Annotated in this window: 8 protein-coding genes; 6 read left to right on the top strand and 2 right to left on the bottom strand. The window is 46.5% G+C overall.

The annotated features are described in order from the left end of the window. Positions 1-35: 35 nt before the first annotated feature. On the bottom strand, positions 36-194 hold the full coding sequence (locus QT998_RS16210) for a hypothetical protein (RefSeq protein WP_333089970.1): 159 nt from the start codon (positions 192-194) through the stop codon (positions 36-38). Positions 195-549: 355 nt separating this feature from the next. Between QT998_RS16210 and QT998_RS27545 the strand changes: the two genes are divergently transcribed. Then, positions 550-978, top strand: coding sequence for a helix-turn-helix domain-containing protein (locus tag QT998_RS27545; protein WP_442921982.1), 429 nt, complete (start codon positions 550-552; stop codon positions 976-978). A gap of 657 nt (positions 979-1,635) precedes the next feature. On the opposite strand, the gene QT998_RS16205 is transcribed toward QT998_RS27545, so the two are convergent. Next, positions 1,636-6,408 (bottom strand): glutamate synthase-related protein, encoded by a 4,773-nt coding sequence (locus tag QT998_RS16205; RefSeq protein ID WP_333115220.1) that lies wholly within the window; start codon positions 6,406-6,408, stop codon positions 1,636-1,638. A gap of 1,117 nt (positions 6,409-7,525) precedes the next feature. Between QT998_RS16205 and QT998_RS16200 the strand changes: the two genes are divergently transcribed. The 5 genes from QT998_RS16200 (at position 7,526) to QT998_RS16180 (ending at position 26,264) form a co-directional block, all read left to right on the top strand. Then, positions 7,526-13,003: a trifunctional serine/threonine-protein kinase/ATP-binding protein/sensor histidine kinase gene (locus QT998_RS16200; protein WP_333115222.1), complete on the top strand. Its 5,478-nt coding sequence runs from the start codon at positions 7,526-7,528 to the stop codon at positions 13,001-13,003. Positions 13,004-13,312: 309 nt separating this feature from the next. Next, a complete protein-coding gene (locus QT998_RS16195) occupies positions 13,313-15,379 on the top strand; it encodes a phosphodiester glycosidase family protein (protein WP_333115224.1) in 2,067 nt (688 codons plus the stop codon). A gap of 865 nt (positions 15,380-16,244) precedes the next feature. After that, a complete protein-coding gene (locus QT998_RS16190; protein ID WP_333115226.1) occupies positions 16,245-18,986 on the top strand; it encodes a DEAD/DEAH box helicase in 2,742 nt (913 codons plus the stop codon). Between the two features lie 264 nt (positions 18,987-19,250). Further along, positions 19,251-22,019 carry a family 10 glycosylhydrolase gene (locus tag QT998_RS16185; RefSeq protein ID WP_333115228.1) on the top strand — a complete coding sequence of 923 codons (2,769 nt, stop codon included), beginning with the start codon at positions 19,251-19,253 and terminating at the stop codon, positions 22,017-22,019. A gap of 300 nt (positions 22,020-22,319) precedes the next feature. Then, positions 22,320-26,264 carry a PAS domain S-box protein gene (locus QT998_RS16180; RefSeq protein ID WP_442921981.1) on the top strand — a complete coding sequence of 1,315 codons (3,945 nt, stop codon included), beginning with the start codon at positions 22,320-22,322 and terminating at the stop codon, positions 26,262-26,264. Positions 26,265-26,266: the final 2 nt, after the last annotated feature.

The following is a 26,266-nucleotide window of genomic DNA, read 5'->3' as shown; positions in this document are numbered from 1 at the left end:
AATGTTATAGAAGAAGTCATTAGTCATTGGTCATCTTACCCGCTCGCGACTTGTGAGCCAGCGTCTTGCCCGATCGCGAAGCCGAAGGGAGCCGAAGCAAGTCGAATGGTGGTCATTTTAGCTGCTCGCGAAGTCAAAGGGTAGTCATTAGTCATTTTAGCCGATCGCGAAGTCGAAGGGTAGTCATTGGTCATTAGCATTTTGTAGATACTGTCTTGATCTGTCAAGGGGGAGTGAGTAAATAGGGCTTGCTGAATAAGCCTAAAACCCTTACATCAAAAGACTTTGGTTCGTTTAGGCGCTGATAATGTTTAAGACTATAGCAATCCTAAATCATTATCTAAACTTATTATGATATATAGCTTTTCAAGCTCTCATAGGAGGTACTATTTGGGATAGAACATAGGCCTCCGTGGGCATAGGGCATACCTCACTTTTGTGAAAACCGCTATAATTATATGCAATAATTGATTGTGACAATAAAAAGATTAATAACTTACAACTGCCACAGAAAGATAAGAAAAAGAAAGAGCGGCGTTAGAATCTTTCATTAAAAGCGATCGAACTGTAAGAGAACTCAAGCGAGCAATAGCTGTAAGGATAGCTATCAAAGGTAAGCTCTACCATGAAATTAGCAAAATATGGCGTGTAAGTAAATTTTTTATTGGTTATTGGAAAAAACAATTTAAAACCACAGGCATCGCAGGAATCAAACTAGGGTATAAAGGGTCAAAAGGATATTTAACATCTCTACACAAAACTGAAGTAATCGAAGGGCTAAAGAATAAAGAATATTGGGATTTTGATGAGCGAGTTACTTATTTAGAGCGAGAATTTGGTGTCAGCTATAAATCTAAACATAGCTATTATGAACTCTTATCTCTGGCGAAGATCATCTGGAAAAAAACTCAGAAAATCAATCCCAAATCTGAACCAGAACTGGTCAAAGAAAGAGGGAATAAATTAACAATATTTTAGCCAAAAACAAGGTTGGTATAGAATCTAGAGAAATAATAGTATTTTTTTTAGATGAATGTCATCTACTTCATGGCGATATTAATGGCGAAGCTTGGGCTCGCTCCGATCTAAGAATTGAAGTCCCAATTACCAATCAAAAAAATAGACAAACTTATTTTGGCGCACGCTCATTATCAAACCAAACAATTCCATGTTAAAGTTTATAAATCTGGGGATTTAAAATCAACATTTTAATTCATAAAAAAATACTTACAAAATAAATACAAAGAGCGGAAAATTATCTTGATTTTGGATGTAGCTATTTATCATAGATATGGAGAATTTAGAGATTATTTGTCAGAAGTTAATCGTGAGAAATAACCTGATGATTAATCCATCACTTGTATTTTATTTACTCCCAATGCTCTCGAACAGAATCCCGTGGAAGCTATTTGGTTACAATCTAAAAATTTTTTACGAAAGTATTGGTATTTATGTAAGTTTTTTAAGATAATTAAATTTTTGTTTGAGTTTTTCACAAAGGAACATAAATTTGATTTTCCCAAAATCCATCAGTACACCTATACATAGAAAATGATTGAAGATTGCTATAGTAAGGAATAATCCCAAAAAAGGGGCAACTCGCGTCGCCCCTCATCTATTTAAGCAACTGTAAAATTACACTTCCACAGCAATCTTTTGTTCCGAAGCCTCCGGCGAATTCGCTTCACTTGGCGGCACAACTTGCCAGAATTTCGGCAAATATTCAGCCCAATTTGCCAAAATCTTCTCAGCTTTCTTGCTGCCAGTTCGATCGCACTGAGCCTCAATCAACTCCTTCAATTGCGCCTCCCCAGCCGCCGTACAAACCCGCTGCATCTTCACAATCTCCCCGTTGACATGAGCCGGGAAACTGCCATCTTCATCGAGGAAATAAGCCAAGCCGCCAGTCATTCCAGCGCCGACGTTGCGGCCGACTTTTCCCAACACCACGATCGCGCCGCCAGTCATGTACTCGCAGCAGTGATCGCCCGCACCCTCGATCACAGCTTTCGCCATCGAGTTTCGCACCGCAAACCGTTCGCCAGCTTTACCCGCAGCCAACAGAGTTCCCCCCGTCGCACCATACAAACAAGTGTTACCGACGATCGCATTTTCAGAAGCATCATAAGTCGCACCAGCCGGCGGTGCGATCGCGATTTCGCCGCCGTGCATCCCTTTACCAACGTAGTCGTTGGCTTGGCCTGACAGTACCAGCGTCATCCCCGGCAAATTGAACGCGCCGAAGCTTTGGCCCGCGCTACCAGTGAAATTGAGGGTGATTTGACCGCTAAAGCCGGTGTTACCGTGTTGCTGTGCGATCGCACCAGTGATTCTTGCGCCTACAGTGCGATCGGTATTCACCAATTTTACACTCTTGCTAACAGTGCCGTGATTGGCGATCGCCCTTTGAATCTCAGCATCCGCCAGCAAATCGTCGTCTAACACAGGCCCGTTGGTGTTTACGTCGCCGTGGATCAAGAAAGATCGATCGCTCTTAGTATCCGGTAACTTCGTCAAACAATCCAAATTAATCGCTTGAGTTTTAGTTAGTTTCACCCCATCGCGCATTTTCAGCAAATCCGCACGGCCGATGATATCTGCGATCGACTTATAACCCAATTTTGCCAGCAAACTCCGCACTTCTTGTGCTACGAAATAGAAGAAATTAACCACGTGTTCCGGCGTTCCGGGGAACCGTTTCCGCAAGTGTTCTTGTTGAGTAGTCACACCCACCGGACAACTATTCATGTGGCAAACGCGAGCCATAATGCAGCCTTCTGCAATCATTGCCACCGTGCCGAAACCGTACTCTTCGCCACCCATCAAAGCGCCTACAATCACGTCCCAGCCGCTTTTAAAGCCACCGTCAACGCGCAGCAAAACTCGATCGCGCAATTTATTTTCCATCAGCACCCGGTGAACTTCTGTCAATCCGAGTTCCCACGGAGAACCTGCGTGCTTAATCGAACTCAATGGAGAAGCACCAGTGCCGCCATCGTGGCCGGAAATTTGAATCACATCAGCATTTGCCTTGGCGACACCAGCGGCTACAGTCCCGATGCCGACTTCCGACACCAATTTCACCGAAACTCCTGCTTTCGGATTGATTTGGTGCAAGTCAAAAATCAACTGCGCCAAATCCTCGATCGAATAAATGTCGTGGTGAGGAGGAGGCGAAATCAGCGTGACACCCGGTTTCGATCGGCGCAAATAAGCAATGTACTCGCTCACTTTCGCCCCTGGCAATTGACCGCCTTCACCCGGTTTCGCACCTTGTGCGATTTTAATTTCGATTTGTTGGGCGTTCATCAGATACTCAGGAGTCACCCCGAAGCGTCCCGAAGCTACCTGTTTGATGGATGAAGAAGCTGTATCGCCGTTCTGCAAACCTTTTAAGTGAGGTAGCGTTTGTGAGAAACCTGCCTCGCTCACATCGTTTAGCACTTTGTAGCGCACCGGGTCTTCGCCACCCTCGCCGGAGTTGGATTTGCCGCCGATACGGTTCATCGCAATCGCTAGCGTTTCGTGGGCTTCCGGGGACAAAGCGCCGAGAGACATTCCGCCGGTGGCGAAGCGCTTGACCACATCTGCTACAGATTCTACGTCTTCAATGGGAATGGAAGGGCGATCGCTCACAAAATCCAGCAAATCCCGCAAAGCCGTTACCGGGCGATTTTCGAGCAGTTGCTTGTAAACCTCGTAGTGATCGTAAGCCGTTTCAGAATTTTTGACACCCATGGGTGTCATTTTTGGTTCGGCCCCATTGCCGTTACCGTTAGTCTGAGCCTTAAAAGTAGTCACAGCCTTGTGCAAAGCCTTCGCCATTTCCGGGCTGTTCATGTGATATTCACCACCGCGGCGGTACTGCACAAAGCCGTAATTTTCCAGCTTTTTGAGGTGCAATTCTGGGAAAGCCTGACTGTGGAAAGACATTACCTCGTTAGCCAATTCCGCCACACTCAAACCGCCGATGCGAGAAACAGTGCCTTTGAAGCCCAAATTGAGCAAATCACCGCCAATGCCGATCGCCTCAAAGATTTGCGCCCCTTGATAGCTAGACAGCAGCGAAATCCCCATTTTCGACATAATCTTCAGCAGCCCATTTTCCACCGCTGTGCGGTATCTAGCTTGAGCCTGTGCCACGGTAATATTGGCAACTTTGCCGTGCTGCATCAAATTTTGAGTCTTGGTGTCATACCACCAAGCGCGCACGCTTTCCAAGGCCAGGTAAGGGCAAACAGCCACCGCACCGTAACCCAGCAAACAAGCGAAGTGGTGAGTGCTCCAACATTGCGCGGTATCGACAACCAGCGAAGTTTGCATCCGCAGCCCGACGCTAATTAAGTGGTGGTGAACCGCACCAACTGCCAGGAAGGGCGGAATATAAGTGCATTCTGCACTCAATCCCACACTAGATAAATCTCCCTCTTCCTTCTCCCCTCTTCCTTCTTCCTTCTTCCTTCTTCCTTCTTCCTTCGATGGTCGATCGCTCAAAATCAGAATTCTCGAACCCTCGCGCACCGAAGCAGCCGCCTCTTGACAAAGTTGCTCGACTGCGCTCTTCAAACCTCCAGGCCCGGCAGAAATTTTGTAAAGCGTTGACAATTCCGTAGCTAGGAAAGACTTTTGGTCTTTCAAGACAGACAGTTCAGCGTCGTTGAGTACGGGGGAATCAATTTTCATCCGCTTGGCATTTTCCGGCACTGCTTGCAGTAAATTGCCCCGCAGGCCCACATTCATCGTCAGCGACATCACCATCCCCTCGCGCAGGGGGTCGATCGGCGGATTTGTAACTTGAGCGAACCGCTGTTTGAAATAGTTGTACAGCAACTGAGGCTTTTCTGACAACACAGCCAAGGGAACGTCATCGCCCATGCAGAAAGTCGGTTCTTTCCCAGAACTCGCCATCTCGACGATCACCATGTCCAAATCTTCGGCCGTGTAGCCGAAAGCAGTTTGGGTTGCTAACAGCGTTTGCGAGTCGAGGGTTGCTGTTTCCGCAAAAGGCTGCGGTTCCAAGGTTTCGCGGTTTTGTTTCAGCCATTCACCGTAGGGATGCCGCTTAGCAATTCGCTGCTTGAGTTGCCAATTTTTGAGAATTTCCTGGGTTTGCAGGTCAACTGCAATCATTTGTCCTGGCCCCAAACGGCCTTTTTCGACAATATCTGCTTCGGGAATATCGACAACTCCGGCTTCGGAAGCCACAATTACCAATCCGTCTTTAGTAATGCAGTAGCGGGCCGGCCGCAAACCGTTGCGATCGAGCGTAGCACCTACTTGTTTGCCGTCGCTGAATACCAGCAGTGCGGGGCCGTCCCAAGGTTCTTGAATGCCGCTGTAATATTCGTAAAAATCGACAATTTCTGGATAGTCAGCCAAATCCGGCTGATTTTTGTAAGCTTCGGGCACCAGAATTGTCAGGGATTCCAGGGGGGTGCGGCCGGAGTGCACCAACAACTCCATCACGTTGTCCAAGTTTGCCGAATCGCTGCTTTCGGGATTGACAATTGGGTTAAACGTGTCGATATCAGCTTGACTCCAATTCGGGTGAGCTAAATTGGCTTGCCGCGCCTTCATCCAGGTAATATTGCCCAACAGCGTGTTAATTTCCCCGTTGTGTCCCAGCAAGCGCATCGGCTGGGCTAAGCGCCAGCGGGGCAGGGTGTTGGTGCTGAAGCGCCGGTGATAGACGGCAAAGGAGCTTTTATAAGCGGGATTTTTCAGGTCTGGGTAAAATTCTGCTAGTACGGCCGATCGCACCATGCCTTTATAGACGATCGTGCGACAAGAGAAAGAGCAAGTATAAAAGTCTTCGCGGGTGAAGTTGGGGCGATTTGACAGCGCGTGTCCGATCGTGCGGCGCGCCAAAAATAGATGTTTGTCGAGTTCATCTCCGGCTAAGTGCGGTGAACTGACTATTACTTGTTCGATTTGAGGTTGATTTTCTAGCGCTTGCTCGCCCAAAACCGACGGTACAATGGGAACTTTGCGCCATCCCAAAAGTTTCAGCCCGCGATCGGTCAGAACTTGCTCAACCACCTGCCGCGCTATAGTTGCTTGAAATTTATCTTGAGACAGAAACAGCATTCCCACGCCGCAGTTTTCCCGCGCCGGAGGCACAATTCCTTGTTCGGCAAACCAAGCATCCAGCAATTCCCAAGGAATCGCGGTCATCAAACCCGCACCGTCGCCGGAATCTTGGTCGGCGCTGCAACCGCCGCGATGTTCCAGACAAGTTAAAGCTGGGAGTGCTTTTTCAATAATCGAGTGCGTAGCTTCGCCGCTTTGGTTGGCAATAAACCCCACACCGCAGGCATCTCTTTCTTCCACTAACCAGCTTTGGCCGGCATAGGGAGTTCCTCGCTCAGTCTGATGCACGTTTCTGTTTGGATCGATCGTGTTACCCATGTTGATTGAATGTTATTTCCGTGATTGTGTGGTTGATGCGTTTTTATAGCTCGGAGAGAGAAGGCTGCCGAGTGGTGGGATCTTAGTAAATCTTGAAACAGCACATAGCAAGCTGATTTAGATAAAAATTTACGTCGATGCTGCCTGCACTGAGGACTGAAACCCTGTTTGCCAATTTTAAATTATGTCGCTCGCATCCTCTCGGAGATGTCTCCTAGAATACCCTGCTGTGAAAAAACAGTGATTCTTTGGGCGATCGCCGCCCTGCAACTAGATACATTGCAGGGGATTCCCTACGGGATAGCTGCGCTTCGCGAGTTTTTTGTGTGGGTTTTTCCTGAGTTCGGAAGGGTAGCCTTGCGGACTCAGGTAGATAGTAACTTTAGCGTTATTTTGCTTGCTGCGCTGTTGAGTTGCTTTCGTCAGCGCCCGCAGACACAAAAACCACCTGCCCGCTCAGTCGGTAGGTGCAATGTAGCAGCGCGGTTCACAACTGGTGAAACCTGTCTTATTGTGAAGTCAACTCTCAAGCCGCGAACATCAAGTTTATCAAAAAATTGATAAAATTTCACCCATTATAGTCAGAGTTGGGGTGCAAGTCTTATAAGCGATCGTCCAGAACCCCGGCTAAGATGGCTTGCCGAAAAAGGTTGACAGTTGTCCCTAACCCTAATTTGTATTTTTTTAGCTACAAACGTTCGTTTGTAACTCATCAATGAAGGCTATTTCAAGGATTTCTGACAACTTGGGAGTATCTGGTAGAGCCAGCGCCACCTTTTTGAATCAAGAATCTCAGTTTATTTAGGGCCGAGAGTGTCAAAAATTATCCCATAATTATGCCACGCCTATTAATGGGCTTCTGAAGTTCCTCTTCCCTGAACTGCTGTTGTTCCATCAGCTTTAGCTAAGTCATTTTCTACTTAGTCTCAACTGCCGTATCAACAGCTCTTACATAAAATATTAAGTCTTGTTGTTCAAATAGCTCTTTCATAAATTGCTCTCCCAAATATGTTAAGAAAGATGTAATTCAAGCTAGAGCACGGGAGATAGAGCGACAATAGTAGATAGCAACTATAAAAAGCTTCAGGCTTGACAAAAACAGTAGGAATACGTAGGTATGGGTAGCATAACAAATCTTTTTCTAGGATATCACATAAACGAGCAAATATACGCAGGCACTCGAACTCTAGTGTATCGCGGTCTTCGCTCTTCAAATGGGCAGCCGGTCGCGATCAAACTACTGCGAAATAACTTTCCCTGCTTCAACGAACTGGTTCACTTCCGTAACCAGTACGTCATTGCTAAAAACTTAGAGATCCCCGGCAGTGTCAAGGCATACAGCCTGGAGACTTACCATAACCACTATGCTCTGGTGATGGAAGACTTTGGCGGAATTTCCTTAAATAGCTACCTCGCTAGTTTAGTATTCGCCAGCAAGGAACCTCTGGAAGGCTTGCCCATTAACGAGTTTCTTCCCATTGCAATTCAAATTGCCAACTCGCTTGATGGACTGTATCGCCACCACGTTATTCATAAAGACCTCAAACCCGCCAACATTCTAATTAACCCCACCAGCAAAGAAGTCAAGCTGATTGACTTCAGCATCGCCTCACTGCTACCTCGCGAAACCCAAGAAATTCAAACTCCCAACGTCCTCGAAGGCACTTTACCTTACATATCTCCTGAACAAACTGGGCGAATGAACCGAGGCATTGATTACCGCACAGATTTCTACTCGTTAGGAGTAACATTCTACGAATTACTAACAGGAAAATTACCATTCCAAACAGACGATCCAATGGATTTGGTACACTGCCACCTCGCCAAACAACCACTCGCAGCCTCAATTATCAACCAGAGAGTTCCATTGGTGCTGTCTGAAATTGTTAGCAAACTGATGGCAAAGAATGCTGAAGAGCGCTATCAAAGCGCCCTAGGCCTGAAGTTTGATTTGGAAACTTGTTGGCACGAGTGGCAAGAGACAGGGGCGCTGACTAACTTTACAATCGGGGAGCGAGATTTGTGCGATCGCTTCATCATCCCCGAAAAATTATACGGTAGAGAAAGCGAAGTATTCTCCCTGCTATCCGCCTTCGAGCGCGTCAGTGGCGGCAGCACAGAAATGATGCTAGTGGCCGGTTTCTCCGGCATTGGTAAAACCGCCGTCGTCAACGAAGTCCACAAACCCATCGTGCGGCAGCGCGGCTACTTTATTAAAGGCAAATTCGACCAATTCCAACGCAACCTCCCCTTTTCAGCATTTGTCCAAGCTTTTCGCGATTTAATGGGACAATTGCTATCGGAAACAGATGCCAAACTAGAAAAATTCAAGTTAGAAATTGTGGCAGCTTTGGGCGATAGCGCTGGGGCGATAGTTGAAGTCATTCCCGAACTCGAACGTATTATGGGGCCGCAACCGCCAGTCCCCGAACTTTCGGGCAGTGCCGGTCAAAATCGCTTCAATTTGTTGTTGGAAAAATTCATTCAAGTCTTCACAGTAAAAGAACATCCTTTAGTGATTTTCTTGGACGATTTGCAATGGGCAGACTCAGCATCGTTAAAATTAATTCAACTGCTGATGAGCGATATTGATAACCGCTATCTCTTATTAATTGGGGCTTATCGGGATAACGAAGTGTTTCCAGCGCATCCATTGATGCTGACGTTAGCAGAGATTCAAAAAACCGCGGCCCAGGTGAATACTATTACCTTAGCTCCCCTCGATCGAGCCGACGTAAATAGTTTAGTTGCCGATACTCTAGCTTGTTCTAGAGCGTTGGCTCTACCTTTGACAGAACTCGTTTATCAAAAAACCCTAGGCAATCCATTTTTTAGCACACAATTCCTCAAGTCTTTGCATGAAGATAGGCTAATTGAATTTAATTGTGAATCTCGGTATTGGCAGTGCGATATCGTCCGAGTGCGAACCTTGGCACTAACAGATGATGTAGTAGAATTCATGGCACTTCAGTTGCGAAAGTTGCCAACCAGGACACAGTTCGTTTTAAAGTTAGCTGCTTGTATTGGCAGTCAGTTCGATTTGGCGACGTTAGCAATTGTTGATGAAAATTCGCCAGTAGAAACCGCAACAGCTTTATGGAAGGCGCTGCAAGAAGGATTGATTTTACCTGTTAGCGAGGTTTACAAGTTTTATCAAGGAGAGGGAAATAGCGAATCGGTAATTGGGAATGGGAATGAATTTGATCAATTATCAATTACCCACGACCAATTACCCAAATACAAGTTTTTACACGATCGCGTTCAACAAGCAGCCTATTCCCTAATTCCCGATGACCAAAAGCGCTCGACTCACTTAAAAATCGGTCAACTGTTATTACAGAATACGCCCGAAGCCGATCGAGAAGAAAGAATTTTTGATATTGTCAACCACTTGAATGTGGGAGTTGAGCTAATTACCCAAGAGGCACAACGGGAGCAACTAGCACGGTTGAATCTGGTTGCTGGAAAAAAAGCCAAAGCTGCTACCGCTTATACTGCAGCGGTTGAATATTTCAATATTGGCAGGAAATTACTGACAGAAAATTGTTGGTACAATCAATACGAACTAACCTTAGCATTGTCTACAAAAGCAGCAGAAGCGGCCTATCTCAGCGGTGATTTTGACCAGATGGACAAATTAGCATCAGTCGTGGAAAACTGCGCCAAAACGCTGCTGGACAAAGTAAAAGTGTACGAAGTTCAAATTCAAGCTTATATAGCTCAAAACAAGTTACTAGAAGCAGTTAATACAACGCTACAAGTCTTAAAGGTGTTGGGAGTCGAATTTCCTTCTCAAGTGAACCCGTCAGATATTGAGCAGGCACTAGGGGCAACTGCATCAATTTTCAAGGGGAAGCGAATTGAGGATTTAATTGACCTACCTCAAATGAGCGATCCCTATAAACTAGCAGCCATAAGACTTTTATCAATTATCTTTACTCCTGCATATATAGCAGCCCCAGAACTGGTGCCTTTGACGGTGTGCAAACAAGTAGATTTATCCGTTCAATATGGTAATGCTTCCGTGTCTCCCTTTGCTTATGCCAATTATGGTCTTCTGCTTTGCGGAGTTGTAGGAGATATTGATTCAGGTTATCAGTTCGGTCAATTGGCTTTAACTCTCGTGTCAAAGTTAAATGCTCAAGAAATTAAAGCCAAGACACTCCTCATAGTAAATATATTTATCCGACCTTGGAAAGATCATCTGAGAGAAACCTTAGAACCTTTACTGTCAGTTTACTCTAGCGGACTGGAGACAGGTGATTTAGAGTTTGCTGGCTATGGTCTACTAATGTACTCGTGTTTCAGTTACTTGAGTGGCAAAGAACTGACTGTCCTTGAAAGAGAGATGGCAACTTACAGAGATGCTGTTGATAAAATCAAGCAAGAAACACCGCTTCATTATATAGAAACCTATTGGCAGGCTACATTAAATATGCTCGGCAAAAGTGAAAGTTCCTGCATTTTAAAGGGTGAAGCCTGCGACGAGCAAATTACGTTACCATTGCACCAGCAAGCAAACGACAGATTGGGTGTTGCTTACATATATTGGAACAAAGTTTTACTTAATTACTGGTTTGAAAATTACTCAAAAGCGATGGAAAATATTGCTTTAGTAGAAAATTATTTAGACGCAGTGATAGGATTACCTGCTGTTCCTATCTTCTATTTCTACGATTCTCTAGTGAGGTTGGCGGTGTATTTTGATACTCCACAGTCAGAGCAACAGGGTATTCTTGACAGAGTACAAGCTAATCAAGAAAAAATGCAGAAATGGGCGCATCATGCCCCCATGAATTATCTGCACAAATTCTATCTAGTGGAGGCAGAACGGCATCGGGTTTTAAACCAAAAAATAGAGGCGATCGAGATGTACGACAAAGCGATCGCCCTCGCCCAAGAAAACGAGTACATCAACGAAGAAGCACTAGCTCACGAACTTGCCGCCAAATTTTACTTAGAATGGGGGAAAGAAAAACTTGCACAACCCTATCTAATCGATGCTTACTATGCCTACGCTCGTTGGGGAGCAAAAGCAAAGATTGATTATCTAGAACAGCGCTATCCCCAATTGCTTGCTCCGATCCTGCAACAGGAGCGAACTCGCCAGTATCCAAGCGAAACAATTCATACCTCCAGCCATAGTGAATCATCCCTATCTAACACGAATAGAACACTTATCGGTAGCACTAGCTGCAGTTCGGAATTAGTAGATTTGCCGACAGTTATCAAAGCTTCTCAAGCTTTATCTAGCGAAATTCAACTCGATCAATTGCTCACTACCCTGATGCAAGTGGTGGTGAAGAATGCCGGAGCACAAACCGGAGCATTAATTTTGAATGAAGAGGGAAACTGGAAGATAAACGTCCACTGCACAAACCGTCAAGACTGCCTTCTGCAATCTATTCCGGTTGAGGAGAGCGAAGTAATTCCTCTAACCCTAATCAACTACGTCAAACGTACAAAAGAAACCCTAGTTTTGGATAATGGTAGCACTCAACCAAGATTTGCATCTGACCCCTACATTCTCCAACAGCAATCTAAGAGTATCCTCTGCACTCCCATCCTTTATCAAGGCAAAATGATGGGGATTTTGTATCTGGAAAATAATCTAGCAACAGGAGTATTCACGCGCGATCGCGTCGCCATCCTCAACATCCTCTGCTCGCAAGCAGCAATTTCCTTACAAAACGCCCAATTGTATCAACAATCTCAGGATTATGCCCAAAAACTAGAGTCCTCTATCCACAATCTTCAACAGATGCAACTGCAATTGGTGCAGGGTGAAAAGATGTCTGCTCTCGGAAATTTAGTAGCAGGGGTAGCCCACGAAATTAACAATCCCGTAGGCTTTATCGCCGGCAATTTGCAACCCGCTCAAGAATACGTGGGGGATTTATTCCACTTGATCGACTTGTATCAAGAAAAATTTCCGGCTCCGGGAGTGGAAATTGAAGCAGAAATTGAGGAGATGGACTTGGAGTATTTGCGAGAAGATTTGCCGAAATTGATTAGCTCAATGAATGAGGGAGTCGATCGCATTCGTAATATCAGTACGAGTTTGAGAACGTTTTCTAGGGCTGATAGCGATCGACCAGTTTCTTTCAATATTCACGACGGACTTGAAAGCACTCTGCTGATTCTCAAGCACCGTTTAAAAGCGAGCGAGTTACGCCCTGCTATTGAAGTTGTGAAAGAGTATGGTAACTTGCCCCTAGTGAAATGCTTTCCCGGACAGTTGAACCAGGTATTTATGAATGTGCTGGCTAATGCCATTGACGCTCTGGAAGAGTCAAATAAGGAGCGCAGTTTTAGTGAAATTAAAGTCCTACCTAATCAAATCACGGTTCAAACTGTTCTGAGCGAAGATAAAAATCAGGTTTTGATTCGGATTAAGGATAATGGAGTGGGGATGTCGAAGGAAGTCAAGGAAAACATCTTTAACCATTTATTTACAACTAAGGCTGTGGGTCAAGGAACTGGATTGGGATTGTCGATCGCCAACCAAATTGTTGTGGAAAAACATGGAGGTACGTTACTCGTGAATTCCTCCTTGGGGCAGGGTTCGGAGTTTGTGATTTCTATTCCGGTATGAGCAGTTCGTGCTAGACTTTAACGCAATTAGCGCCGTTTAGTAAGAAGAAACATAGGGATATTCCGGGTTGCTATATACCTATAGCAATCCTAAATGAGTCGTAAACTTTTTACCCGACCCCAACCCTCCCCTTTCTAAGGAGAGGGAGTAAGAAATTCACAAATGATTTAGGATTCCTATATTCGTTTAGGATTGAAATTGTGAGTTGTAAGTTGTGATATCAATTCCGGTTGCACTCTTTATGATGTTAATGGTTAACGGTTAACAGTCAACAGTGAATTTACTATTCCGATGAAGAGAGGATTTGATATGAAATGTAATTTGTCTTATTGGCGTTCAATATTGTCAGTCTCGATTTTACCTGTACTGGCGATCGCCCAGTCTTTGCTTTGGAATCAACCCGGAATAGCGCAAGAGGCTTCGAGTGGGAGAACTTCTAGTTTTTCCTCCAATCCATTACACAATTTATTGCCCTCTTCCTTGTTCCTGAATCGTGAATTAACGGAGGTCAATTTGGCTCAATCTGTACCGCCAGTTGCCAGAATTAAACAAGGCCGCCAAGTGTCTCTCAACGGCCGGATTCTGCCCTTAGCTTGGACTGTGCAGCCAACAAACAGCACTTCGGCAAATTTCCGAACTTGGATTGCTGATGTGGGCTTGATGCAGAGTGCGGGAGTGGATTTGCTCAACACCGCCGACAGTAACAAACAACCGGTGCAGTGGTTTTCGGTATCTTTCACCGATGCTAAAAGTTTGACAGCCAGGGCAACAGGCTCGTATCGTTACTTAGATGTTACAGATTTTGCTAAACTTGCAGGCTGGCAGATATCTGCTGAGGGCAATGTTCTAAAAATTACTTCTCCAACTGCCAATATTACTGGCATTCGGCAAGCAGCGAGAGAATGGGGCGATCGCACAGTGATCGATCTCGATCGCCCCGCCCCGTGGCAAGTCAACTTCGTCGATACACCGAGCCCGTCCCCAACAAACCCACCGCGAGACACTTCCGACGACCCCACAAAGCCCGCTATCCCGCAGCAGACAGCGCCCCCAGCCCGAAACCTCGAAACACCAGACGACCCGACTAAACCCGCGTTCTCGCAGCCGCTAGCGCCCTCTGCGCCGATCGCCACTCAAGAATGGTCGATCGCGATCGATGCCAAGATCGATCTCACTTCGATCGATCGCGCTTTTGCAACCAGCAAACAAGTGCGATCGTTAAAAATCGAACCTGCGGGGAATCAAACCAAAGTCAAGGTACAAATTCCATTAGGTTGGCGGCCACAAGTTTTCAGTTTAGGAAATCCCAATCGATTAGTTATCGACATTCGCCCGGATTCCCTAGTAGAAAAAAACATTCTTTGGGCTCCGGGCGTGCGGTGGCGGCAGCAATATCAAAATTTAGGAACCGCTCGTTTTCCCGTAGTTGGGTTAGAAATTAATCCCCGCCAATCCGGTGTCACAATTAGACCGCTTTTGAGCAATCCGCCGACAGATCAAGGTACTGCACCTCTATTGCAAACAGCAGAACTTTCGGGAACTGTGGCTGCAATTAATGCCGGATTTTTCAATCGCATCAATCGATTAGCTTTAGGCGCGATTCGGCGGGAAAATAAATGGCTTTCCGGGCCAATTTTGAATCGGGGGGCGATCGCTTGGAACGATCGGGGCGAATTTGCGATCGATCGTTTGACTTTGCAAGAAACTTTAATAACTCCTGCAAATCAACGTTTGTCTGTTTCACAGTTAAATAGTGCCTATGTGACATCAGGAATCGGCCGCTACAATCCCGATTGGGGAAAAACTTATACTCCGTTTTCTGATAATGAAATAGTTGTGACAGTTACGGGCGATAGAGTTGTCAGCCAATCTCCCGGAGGCGCGCCGGGAACAACAAATTTCCCGATTCCAGCAAACGGTTATGTTTTGGCTTGGCGTTCCAATTTTTCCCCTGCTTCTCAATTAACTGCTGGCAGTTTATTGCGTTTGGAAACTAACACAATTCCGGCAGATTTTAACCGTTTTCCTTACATTCTAGGCGGCGGGCCGGTGTTGGTACAAAACAGTCGAGTTGTTTTGGATGCTAAGGCGGAAGGGTTTAGCGATGCCTATGTTCGACAGACGGCGATTCGGAGTGCGATCGGGCGAACTGCTGCGGGGAATTTGCTGATTGTAGCGGTGCACAATCGCGCGGGCGGGGCGGGTCCAAATTTTGCGGAACTGGCGCAGATATTGCAGCAAATGGGTGCTGTGGAGGCTTTAAATTTGGATGGGGGAAGTTCGACGAGTTTGTATTTGGGAGGGAGTTTGATCGATCGCCCGCCGTCTACTGCTGCGAGAGTCCATAATGCGATCGGCATTTTCATTCAACCTTAATTAGTTAATTTGGGGTATTAATTTGGGGTATTAATTTGGGGCATGAATTTTCGGCATGAATTTTCGGCGTTAATTTTCGGCGGTTAGAAACCGCTACTACACAAACAAAGTCCACCTACGTGGACTGGGAAATATGAATTTTCCAACCTGCGGAGGCAGGTTTCGTCTGTGTAGGAGCGGTTTCCAACCGCCGGGGCATTTGCTGGGAAATGTGAATTTTCCAACCTGCGGAGGCAGGTTTCGTCTGTGTAGGAGCGGTTTCCAACCGCCGGAGAATTTGCGTGCAAAGCGTAAATTTGTGGTATTAATTTGCGGCATTAATTTGGGGCATTTGCGATCGAATAAACCGGGGTTTTAGAGAATCTGTGACGCGAAATATTGTCGTAAAAAACCCGATTTATGAACCGCCGCCGTGCCAAGAAATCGGGTTTTACCGGGATTACAGGTTTTGAGTCGGTATTTTTGCCAAAAACCCGGTTTCTCAAATTAAGCCAAAATCTACATGAGGTCATAAAATAATATGTCATAAAATTAAAATTTTGCCGATCGCAAAAAGCAGATTGCAGGCCGATTCAGTACGCACTCCCAACCGGGAATCAGGGCCTACAGGAGGCCCAAGCCTGCAGCAACCGAGTTGTCGCGCACCTGAATACCTCAAAAGCGCTGTAAGTTTGTACTCAGGACTTGAGTGCTGAAAGTTGAGTTAGGCAACAATTGAAAGCAAAAGAAAAATTATCCCATGCCCCCTCTCTTCTTCCTTTAAGTGCCGATCGGCTGACAAAGGTTTAAAATCAATACAGTCCTCTGCTGCCTTGCTTTCAGCAAGATTTAAGCATAATTACCCTGCAACCTCAGAATAATCCTTGTGCCAGATAATTCCCAGAACCGCCCAGAGCTGGATCTGAAGACCATATTTCCATTCGAGCTAGATAACTTTCAGAGAGAGGCGATCGCCGCCCTCGATGCAGGTAAATCCGTTGTGGTGTGCGCTCCCACAGGCTCCGGGAAAACGTTAATCGGCGAATACGCCATCCATCAAGCACTTTTCCGGGGGCGGCGCGTGTTCTACACCACTCCCCTAAAAGCTCTCTCCAACCAAAAGCTGCGCGACTTCCGCAGGCAATTTGGAGACGACAGCGTAGGTTTGCTCACGGGCGACATCTCTGTCAATCGAGATGCGCCGATTTTGGTGATGACTACGGAAATATTTCGGAATATGCTCTACGGTACGCCGATCGGAGCAGTCGGCGCTTCCCTCACCGGAGTCGAAACCGTAGTGCTCGACGAATGTCACTACATGAACGATCGCCAGCGCGGTACAGTCTGGGAAGAATCGATCATTTACTGTTCCGGCGAAATTCAACTGCTCGCCCTCTCAGCCACCGTCGCCAATAGCGACCAACTCACAGACTGGATTAACAAAGTTCACGGGCCCACACAGCTAGTCTACTCAGACTTTCGACCAGTACCCCTGCAATTCCACTTTGCCAATCAAAAAGGCATATTTCCCCTGCTAGACGAAACCGGCAAAAGAGCTAATCCGCGGTTAGTCCCCAAAAAGAAGCAGCAAAAAGCAGAAAGAGGCAGCATTCCCACTCCCAGTTTGACCGATGTTTTGTGCCGGTTGGACGATCGAGATATGCTACCAGCAATCTACTTTATCTTCAGCCGTCGCGGGTGCGACCAAGCAGTCGCAGAAGTCGGAAATTTATCCCTGGTTAACGAAGCCGAAACAGCCGAACTCAAACGCATCATTGACGATTTTTTACAGCGAAACCCAGAAGCAGAACGCTTAGGTCAAAAAGAAGCACTTTTAAAAGGCATCGCAGCCCACCACGCAGGCATTTTACCCGCTTGGAAAGGCTTAGTAGAAGAACTCTTTGGCAGAGGTTTGATTAAAGTCGTATTTGCCACCGAAACCCTCGCAGCCGGGATTAATATGCCCGCCCGCACCACAGTCATTTCCACCTTGTCCAAGCGCACCGACAAGGGACACCGACTGCTAAACGCTTCAGAATTCCTGCAAATGGCCGGTCGGGCCGGTCGCCGTGGGATGGACGAACTGGGGCACGTTGTCGCAGTTCAGACGCGCTTTGAAGGTGCAAAAGAAGCCTCTTATTTGGCAACAGCCAAAGCCGACCCCCTCGCCAGTCAATTTACGCCCAGCTACGGCATGGTGCTGAATTTGCTGCAAACTCACACGATCGATGAAGCTCAAGAGTTAGTAGAGCGCAGTTTCGGTCAATACCTGTCTACCTTGTACTTGCAGCCGCAGCAAGCAGAATTAGACCGACTGGAAACAGAATTAGTGGCGATCGACAAATCCCTGGCGGCCGGAGGTAATGTCTCTTACCTAGAAAAACAACTCGCCGATTACGAAAAATTGCAGGGAAGACTCAAAGAAGACAAACGTTTGCTCAAAATTTTATTGCAGCAAGCAGAAGAAGCGCGCATTAAGGAGATGTCCGTAGCCGTGTCTTTTGCAGTGCTCGGCACGGTTCTGAGTCTCAAAGGCAAGCACGTTCCGACAGCCAAACGATCGCACGCAACCCCCGTACCCGCCATCTTAGTTGCCAAAATCGCAGGTTCGGGCCAAGCACCAAACTTGGTGTGCTTGGGTAAAGACAACCGCTGGTACATCGTCGCCATTAGCGATGTCGCCACCCTCCACGCCGAACTACCTCGCTTGAGTGTCGCAGATACCTTGATCCCCCCGGCCGAACTGACTCTGAGACTCGGCCAGTGTCGCTTGGGAACCGAAGAAACCGTGGCAATTGCCCGATCGATCCCAGAATTGCCCCCACCAGAACCGAGCCCGGAGGCGATCGAGCAACTGCAGAAAATCGCAGCCCTAGAAGATCGACTAGAAATTCACCCAGTTCTAGAATGGGGCAATCCCGGTACTTTGCTCAAACGCCAGCGCCGCCGGGAAGAATTGAAAAAAGAAATCCGCAAAAGCGAACAAGACTTAGAAAAGCAGCGAGCTCGCTATTGGGAGCAATTTCTCAACTTAATTGACATCTTGCTAAACTTCGGCTGTTTGGAAAGAGTAATTTCGGCAGATGGAAACCGAGACGACTCCTCCGACAGGTTAGTACCCACAGTTTTGGGCCAAGCCTGCGCCGCCATTCGCGGCGATAACGAACTGTGGCTGGGTTTGTCCCTGATGTCTTCAGAGTTTGACGAACTCGACCCCCACCACCTCGCTGCTGCTTGCGCGGCCTTGGTTACAGAAGTTTCCAGGCCTGACAGTTGGACTCATTACTCGCTGTCGCCGGAAGTTTTAGCACCTTTGGACAACCTGCAAAAAGGCCTGCGCCGCCGGTTGTTTCAAGTGCAGTACCGCCACGAAGCTGCGATCCCGATTTGGCTGGAACGGGATTTAGTGACTTTGGTGGAACAGTGGGCTCTGGGTGTGGAATGGCTGGAACTGATTAGTCATACGAGTTTGGATGAAGGAGATGTGGTGCGAATTTTGCGCCGGACTTTGGATTTCTTGTCTCAGATTCCTCATGTTCCTCACGTTTCGGATTCTTTGCGGAGGAATGCTTGTCGGGCGATGCAGTTGATCGATCGATTCCCGGTAAATGAAACTGCAATTCAGTAGTGAAGGTTCGATCGTTCGGACTAAAGTCCTGATTTTTGCGGACTAAAGTCCGAACAATCGAACCTTTTTTATGGCGGTTGTTCGATCGCGCGCAATCTGAGTTTAGGATAAAATTTGCGATCGAATGCGCTCCCATCCTCAGCGGGCGATCGTATATTTTCCCGATCGCACGTTGCACGACAGAAGAAAAAATTGTATGGTGCGGATCGATCTAAATTGTTATTAAAATTTTATTAAGCGGTGTGGTGGGTAATTCTCGTGTCAATGCAACAGCTCAAAAGAACCAGTCAAACGCCTAAAACCATCTCTCAGACTCAAAAAAATCGCCTTTTCACCTTCTTGCAAAGAGTCTTGATTGGAACCCTAGCGAGTACATTACTAAATACATTCATTCTATTTCCCTCACCCAGTTTCGCCGAAGTAGTTCTGGGCGTTGTTCGCAGTTCCGAAAATTCTCCTGACTGGGTAAAAATTACCACGCGCCTCTGGGAAAGCGGCATTGCTTACAAACCAATTAATCTCGAAGAAATCAAAAGTACGGCGGATTTAGCAGGCGTTAACGTCCTGTTTTTGCCCAACATAGAAACTTTGACCCCGGCGCAAATTAAAGTTTTAGAAGCTTGGGCATCCCAGGGCGGCCGTTTGATTGCTTCTGGCCCTGTAGGGCGCAGTTCCCCGGCTTTGGTGCGCCAATCTTTACGATCGCTCCTTGGGGCCTATTGGGCTTTTCCGTTAACCCAGCCGGCGGTACCACAACCGCGCGCGCGCTGTCGGGATCTCGCCTGTAATACTTCTAGCAATTGGATGCCGGCCCAACAACAAAACGGCTCAGTTCTAGGCGGTGTCCTGATTCCCGCCGACGCCAACAGTCAAACAGTCGCGACTTGGAAAAATAGTTCCGGTTCCTCGGCGGCGATCGCCACCGATCGCGCTACCTATCTCGGCTGGCGCTGGGGTACCGACGGTTCGTCAAATTTAGACAAAGCTTGGCTGCAGGCCTCGATCGCCCGCTGGGGAGGCACAACCGGTTCCGCCGCAACAGCGCCAACAGCCGCTGCTCTCCCACTTCCTTCTCCCCCCCCCTCCAGAGTCCCAAGAAACACCGCCCCTGCGCCGCGCAGTACCCCGCTGAGCACACTTTCTCCTGCTCCCTCGCTTCCCGAACCAGTCCCCGCAAATTTTACAGACCCTTCAGATCAGTCAGCGCCGGCGGGTTTGGACGTGCAGGCAAATTCCAATCAGCCGATCGTCAGCATTGAAGCCTACTTGATGCGCCAAGAACTCACCAACCTCCTCGGTAGGTTTGAAAGCGCCCTGACAGCATCTAATTCCGGGAATACCGCCGTCAATCTCAGTGCTCCTAACCCCGCTCAACTCGTGGCTGGAAGCAACAGTGCCGGCGGCCCAGCCGCCATTCGTCCGTCTGTGATACCAGGGACTATGATGCGGGCGATCGCCAACGCGCGGGAGGTTTTGCAAAATTTTGACCAACTCCTGCAACAACAAAAATACGCCGAGGCCAGACAGCAGTGGGTGCAAGCGCGCCAGTTACTCTGGCAAAATTACCCCCAGGAAGGGCCGCGCGTCGGGGCGGAAATTCGGGCGGTTTGGCTCGATCGCGGTACGATCGTGGCCGCTCGATCTGAACAAGGTTTGGCCGCAGTGTTCGATCGGCTCGCCGCCGCTGGTATCAATACCGTTTTCTTTGAAACTGTGAATGCCGGATATCCAATTTATCCCAGTCAAGTTGCACCCCAACAAAACCCCCTCACAGTTGGCTGGGACCCGCTGGAATCTGCTGTTAAATTAGCCCACGAGCGAGGCCTGGAACTGCACGCTTGGGTTTGGATTTTTGCCACCGGAAATAAACGCCACAATGCTTTAATTGGTCAACCTGATTCTTATCCTGGCCCGGTGCTTTCCGCTCATCCAAGTTGGGCAAATATTGACAATAAAGGACGCATCCAAAATCCTAATGACGGTAAATTTTATATCGATCCAGCAAACCCGGAAGCGCGCAGTTATCTACTCCAAATTATCAACGAAATTGCCACCCGCTACAAAGTAGATGGAGTACAGTTAGACTACATTCGCTATCCTTTTCAAAATGATAACGCGGGTTTTACCTACGGCTACGGTGCTGTGGCGAGGCAGCAATTCAAACAGTTGACTGGTACAGATCCAGTGAATATTTCCCCCAAGGACGGCAGTTTGTGGCGGCAGTGGGTTGAATTTAAAACTAATCAAATTAATAGTTTTGTCGCTGAAGTTTATCGGCTTTTGGGGTCGAATTCTCCCCGCACAATTCTGTCGGTGGCGGTGTTTCCTCACCCAGAAAGTCAGCGGATTTACAAAATTCAGCAAAATTGGGAAGTTTGGGCCCGTCAGGGTATTGTAGATTTGATTGTGCCGATGACTTATGCTTTGGATACTAACCGACTTCAGCGCGTTACGGAACCGTTGGCGAAGGAACAAATGCTCGGTTCGGCTTTGATTTCTCCGTCGGTTAAGTTGTTGACTCTCCCGCAAGTTGTGGCGATCGACCAAATTCAAGCTTTGCGCGATTTGCCGACAGGGGGCTATGCTATTTTTGCGGTGGAAAGTATCAGCAGCGCCATGCAAGGCTTTTTTAACCGCACTCAAGGGCGAGGGGTGCGTTCTACGAATGCTGCAGAACCGATTCCTTACCGGCAGCCGTTTGCAGCCGCGGCTTCGCGCTATACTGCTCTCAAGCAGGAATGGAGTTTTTTGTTGGCTAACAATCAGTTGCAGGTGTCGGAATCTGAACTGAAAGTTCTCCAAAGTCGATCGGATGAATTGGCGCAAGCTTTGAGCAAATTGGCGGCAAATCCTTCGGGTGAAAGTTTAGCGACGGCTAAAAGATTGTTGGCAAATTTTCAATCTCAGTTTTCATCTTTGATGCGGCTGCATTCTCGGGACAATAGCTATCAGGTACAAACTTGGCAAAATCGTTTGGAGAGTTTGGATATGCTGTTGCGTTACGGCGAAAGGGTGGAGTTGAATCGCAAGTAAAAGCAGTTTTAGGGGGGCCGGCAGCTACCGATAGGGCGATCGCGCCCAATCACCTGTTCTCCGCAAAAATACGGTATATTAATATTAATGAATGCCTGTACGTTTGTCAAAAAGGTAAAATCCCAGCCCTGCACTCATAATAATCTCTCGGGAGCATCTGGGGCTTTGTAAAAAGTCCCAAATGCTCCCCACTTTTTTTTAAGTAAGTAACCGGATTCAATAAAACTAGCTCGTCTATCGCTCCAAAATTTTAACATCTACTAATTTCACTTGCCAATTTCAATTATTCTTAGGATGAATATGTTTCCTAAACCGCTGAATCGCTTTGCCACCAAAATGTTAGGTAAAGTTCCATTACAAACAGTGCTCGTAGTGCCTTTTTTAGTGCAAATTGTCGGCACCGTAGGAGTTGTCGGTTGGCTATCATTCCAAAACGGTCAGCGGGCGGTTAACGATGTAGCAGCTCAGTTGCGGGGAGAAATTAGCGATCGCATCAAAGACCGCATGGAAAACTATATGTCAATTCCCCACATTGTCAATCACCTCAACGTTCAAGGCATAAAATTGGGGCAGTTGAACCTCGAAGACAAACAAAAATTAGAACTTCATTTCCTCGAACAAATTCAATATTTTGATACAATAAGCATCATTTACGTAGCCACAGAAAATGGAGAACACTCTGGAGCAATTCGCACTAAAGATCGGATTCTCATCTCTGCTGCTGACAAATCTACTGGCAATAAATTAGCTCGATATACTGGTGATTCTCAAGGAAACCGCGTTAAATTAGTAGAAATATCTAATAATATTTACGACCCGCGAATTCGTCCTTGGTACGTAGCAGCGGCGCTCGCAAAAAAACCTATCTGGAGTCCAATTTATACAGACTTTTTGACAAGAGAGCTAGCCATTACTGCTGCTATGCCTATTTACGATGCTGCGGGGAAGCTGTTAGGAATAGCTGGCAGCGATTTGCTGTTTTCCAAAATTAAACAATTTCTCGTCAGCCTCAAAATTGGTAAATCTGGGCAAACTTTTGTGATGGAAAGATCGGGAATGTTAATTGCCTCTTCAACGGCGGGCGAAAAATTCGCAGTGGAAGGTAAAGAAGCAAAGCGCGTCCAAGCTTCAGTCAGCAAAAATCCCGTAATTCGCCTAACCGCACAGCATTTAGAAAAAACCTACCAAAGCTTAGCTAAAATCAAAAATTCTCAACAGCTTACTTTTGATATTGACGGAAAGCGCAATTTTATGGAGGTAACTCCTTTTAAAGACGATCGGGGGTTGGATTGGCTGATTGTCGTAGTTGTACCAGAGTCCGACTTTATGGAGCAAATTAACGCCAATACCCGCACGACTGTTTTGCTGTCGGTTGCAGCTTTGATCGTAGCGACAATTCTAGGAATTTTTACTGCTAAATGGGTGGTGCAGCCGATTTTAAAATTGAATGCAGCGGCGAAAGCTTTGGCAAAGAATGAATGGGATACAAAGCTCGCTCTGAATCGCGAAGATGAACTCGGAGAACTTGCGGCTGCTTTTAACAGCATGGCAGAGCAATTACAGCACTCATTTACTTCGATTTTAGAAAGCGAAAACCGAGTAAAACAATTTCTAAATGCAGTACCGATTGGCATTTTTATTGTCGAGCCAAATGGTCAACCTCACTATATTAATCCTACAGGGGAGCAACTTTTAGGTCAAGGAATTATAGCAGCAAACTCTGAAAATTTGCGACAATCCTACCGAGTTAATTTAGCTGGTACTCAGGAAATTTATCCAGCAGAGCGCGACCCAGTTTTAAACGCTTTGCAGGGCAAAAGTGTCACTGTTGATGACGTTGAAATCTACTTGACTGACAAAATTGTTCCCCTGCAAGTTTGGGGCACTCCTATTTACGACGATCGAGGCAACATTATCTACGGAATGTGCGCTTTTCAAGATATTACTGAACGCAAACAGGCGGACAAACTGTTAACCGAATACAACCAAAATTTAGCAGTACAAGTTGCAGAACGTACCGCCGATTTTGTGAAAGCAAAAGAAAAGTTTTCTAAGGCTTTTCGTTCCAGTCCCAATGCGATTACGATCACGAGAATCAGTGATGGTAGTCACATTGAAGTTAATGACAGCTTTTGCCGGATGATGGGCTATAGTCACGATCAAATTATTGGAAAAACAGCGGTTGAACTGAATTTTTGGGCGACTTTGGCAGAGCGCGATCGGATGATTCAAATGTTAAAAAATAAAACGGCTATTCACAATTACGAACTCAGGTTTCGCAATAAAAGCGGTACAGAAAGAACGGCGCTGCTGTCTATTGAAACCATCGAAATTGACGGAGAACCTTGTTTTCTGTCGATTTCGAGCGATATTACCGATCGCCAAAAAGCAGAAAACGCTCTCCGGGAAGCCGAAGAAAAGTACCGCAACATTTATGAAAACGCTTTAAACGGCATTTTTCAGACTGCTGCTGACGGACAATACATCAGCGCTAACCCCGCTTTAGCTAACCTCTACGGTTACGAATCGTCGCAAGAACTAATCGCATCCCAGCCGAATTTCAATAACCAGCTTTATGTAAATCCCAATCGCCACGACGAATTTATTACGCTGATGAACGAGTACGGAATACTGGCTAACTTTGAATCGGAAATTTACCGCAAAGATGGCAGCATTATCTGGATTTCTGAAAATTCTCGCGCTGTCTGCAATGTCGCCGGAAGTCTACTTTACTACGAAGGTTTTATTAAGGATATTACTGATAGCAAACAAGCGGAAATCAAAATGCAGCAGGCGAAAGAAGCGGCTGAAGCAGCAAACAAAGCTAAGAGTACATTTCTCGCCAATATGAGTCACGAATTGCGATCGCCCCTAAACGCAATCATCGGCTTTGCTCAAGTCATGCTCCGCAGTAAAACTATGTCTCAAGAAAATCAAGAAAATGTCGGAATTATCCTGCGGAGTGGCGAACATTTACTATCTTTAATAAACCAAGTTTTAGACTTGTCAAAAATCGAAGCAGGACGTACTACTATTTATGAAAAAAACTTCGATTTATACCGATTAATAGACGATTTAGAAGATATGTTTGCGCTCAAAGCTGAGGAAAAAAGCTTGCATTTAATCTTCGATCGAGAGGCGGAAGTTCCCCATTATATTTCCACCGATGAAGTCAAATTGCGCCAAGTTTTAATTAATTTGCTCAACAATGCAATTAAATTTACTTCCGAAGGGGGAGTGTCGGTGCAAGTCAAAGCAGGAAGAGGAAAGCTACACAAAAACAGCCTTAACCAATTGCCCGGTCGCTACTGGCTGCATTTTGAAGTTCAAGATACTGGTGCAGGTATTGCTGCTGAGGAAATTCCTCATTTGTTTGAAGCGTTCGTACAGACACAAACAGGTAAAGATTCTCAGGAAGGAACTGGCTTAGGTTTAGCGATCAGCAGACAGTTTGTACAATTAATGGGAGGTGAAATTACTGTTAGCAGCGAGCTAGAAAATGGCACAATATTTCAGTTTGACATCCAAGTTCATCTGGTGGAAACTGCCGATATTGAAAGCAAAAAAACTCAAGTTCGAGTTGTTGCCCTCGCACCCGATCAGCCGCGTTACCGCTTGCTAATTGTGGACGACAAACCCCTGAACCGTCAACTTTTGGTAAAACTTCTGAGTCCGCTCGGATTTGAGTTGAGAGAAGCAAGTAATGGTAAAGAAGCGGTGGATATTTTTATGGAGTGGGAACCGCATCTGATTTGGATGGACATGAGAATGCCTGTGATGGACGGGTACGAGGCAACGAAACAGATTAAAACTACAACTAGCGGGCAAGCAACGGCGATTGTGGCTTTGACTGCTAGTGTTTTGGAGGAAGAACGGGCGGTGATTCTTTCGGCCGGTTGCGATGATTTTATGCGTAAACCCTTCCGAGAAGAGGATATCTTTGTGGCAATGGGTAAACATTTAGGAGTACGCTATATTTATGAAGATTCAACTGCCGTCAGCGCGACAGGTTTAGGGGACTCAAGTCAAGATATACTGACACCGGAGGCGATCGCCTCTGTTTCCGACGATTGGATGGCTCAATTCAAGCAAAATATTTTGAGTGTGGACATGGAGGCGATCGCCAGTTCGATCGCACAAGTTCGCACTGTCAACCCCTCTCTTGCGGACGCGCTTCAAGACTGCATTAATAATTTTGAATACGACAGAATTTTAAACACAATTTCTCGCAGCCAAAAACAGTAAAT

Source organism: Microcoleus sp. S1D4, assembly GCF_036700765.1.
GTDB lineage: Bacteria > Cyanobacteriota > Cyanobacteriia > Cyanobacteriales > Microcoleaceae > Microcoleus.
This window is presented reverse-complemented; position numbering and strand designations above follow the sequence as displayed.

What these genes read in the sequence shown, in the direction of transcription:
- QT998_RS16185 (WP_333115228.1), top strand. Translation starts at nt 19,251, where the DNA reads ATGCAACAGCTCAAAAGAACCAGTCAAACGCCTAAAACCATCTCTCAG.
- QT998_RS16200 (WP_333115222.1), top strand. Translation starts at nt 7,526, where the DNA reads ATGGGTAGCATAACAAATCTTTTTCTAGGATATCACATAAACGAGCAA.
- QT998_RS16205 (WP_333115220.1), bottom strand. Translation starts at nt 6,408, where the DNA reads ATGGGTAACACGATCGATCCAAACAGAAACGTGCATCAGACTGAGCGA.
- QT998_RS16195 (WP_333115224.1), top strand. Translation starts at nt 13,313, where the DNA reads ATGAAATGTAATTTGTCTTATTGGCGTTCAATATTGTCAGTCTCGATT.
- QT998_RS16210 (WP_333089970.1), bottom strand. Translation starts at nt 194, where the DNA reads ATGACCAATGACTACCCTTCGACTTCGCGATCGGCTAAAATGACTAAT.
- QT998_RS16180 (WP_442921981.1), top strand. Translation starts at nt 22,320, where the DNA reads ATGTTTCCTAAACCGCTGAATCGCTTTGCCACCAAAATGTTAGGTAAA.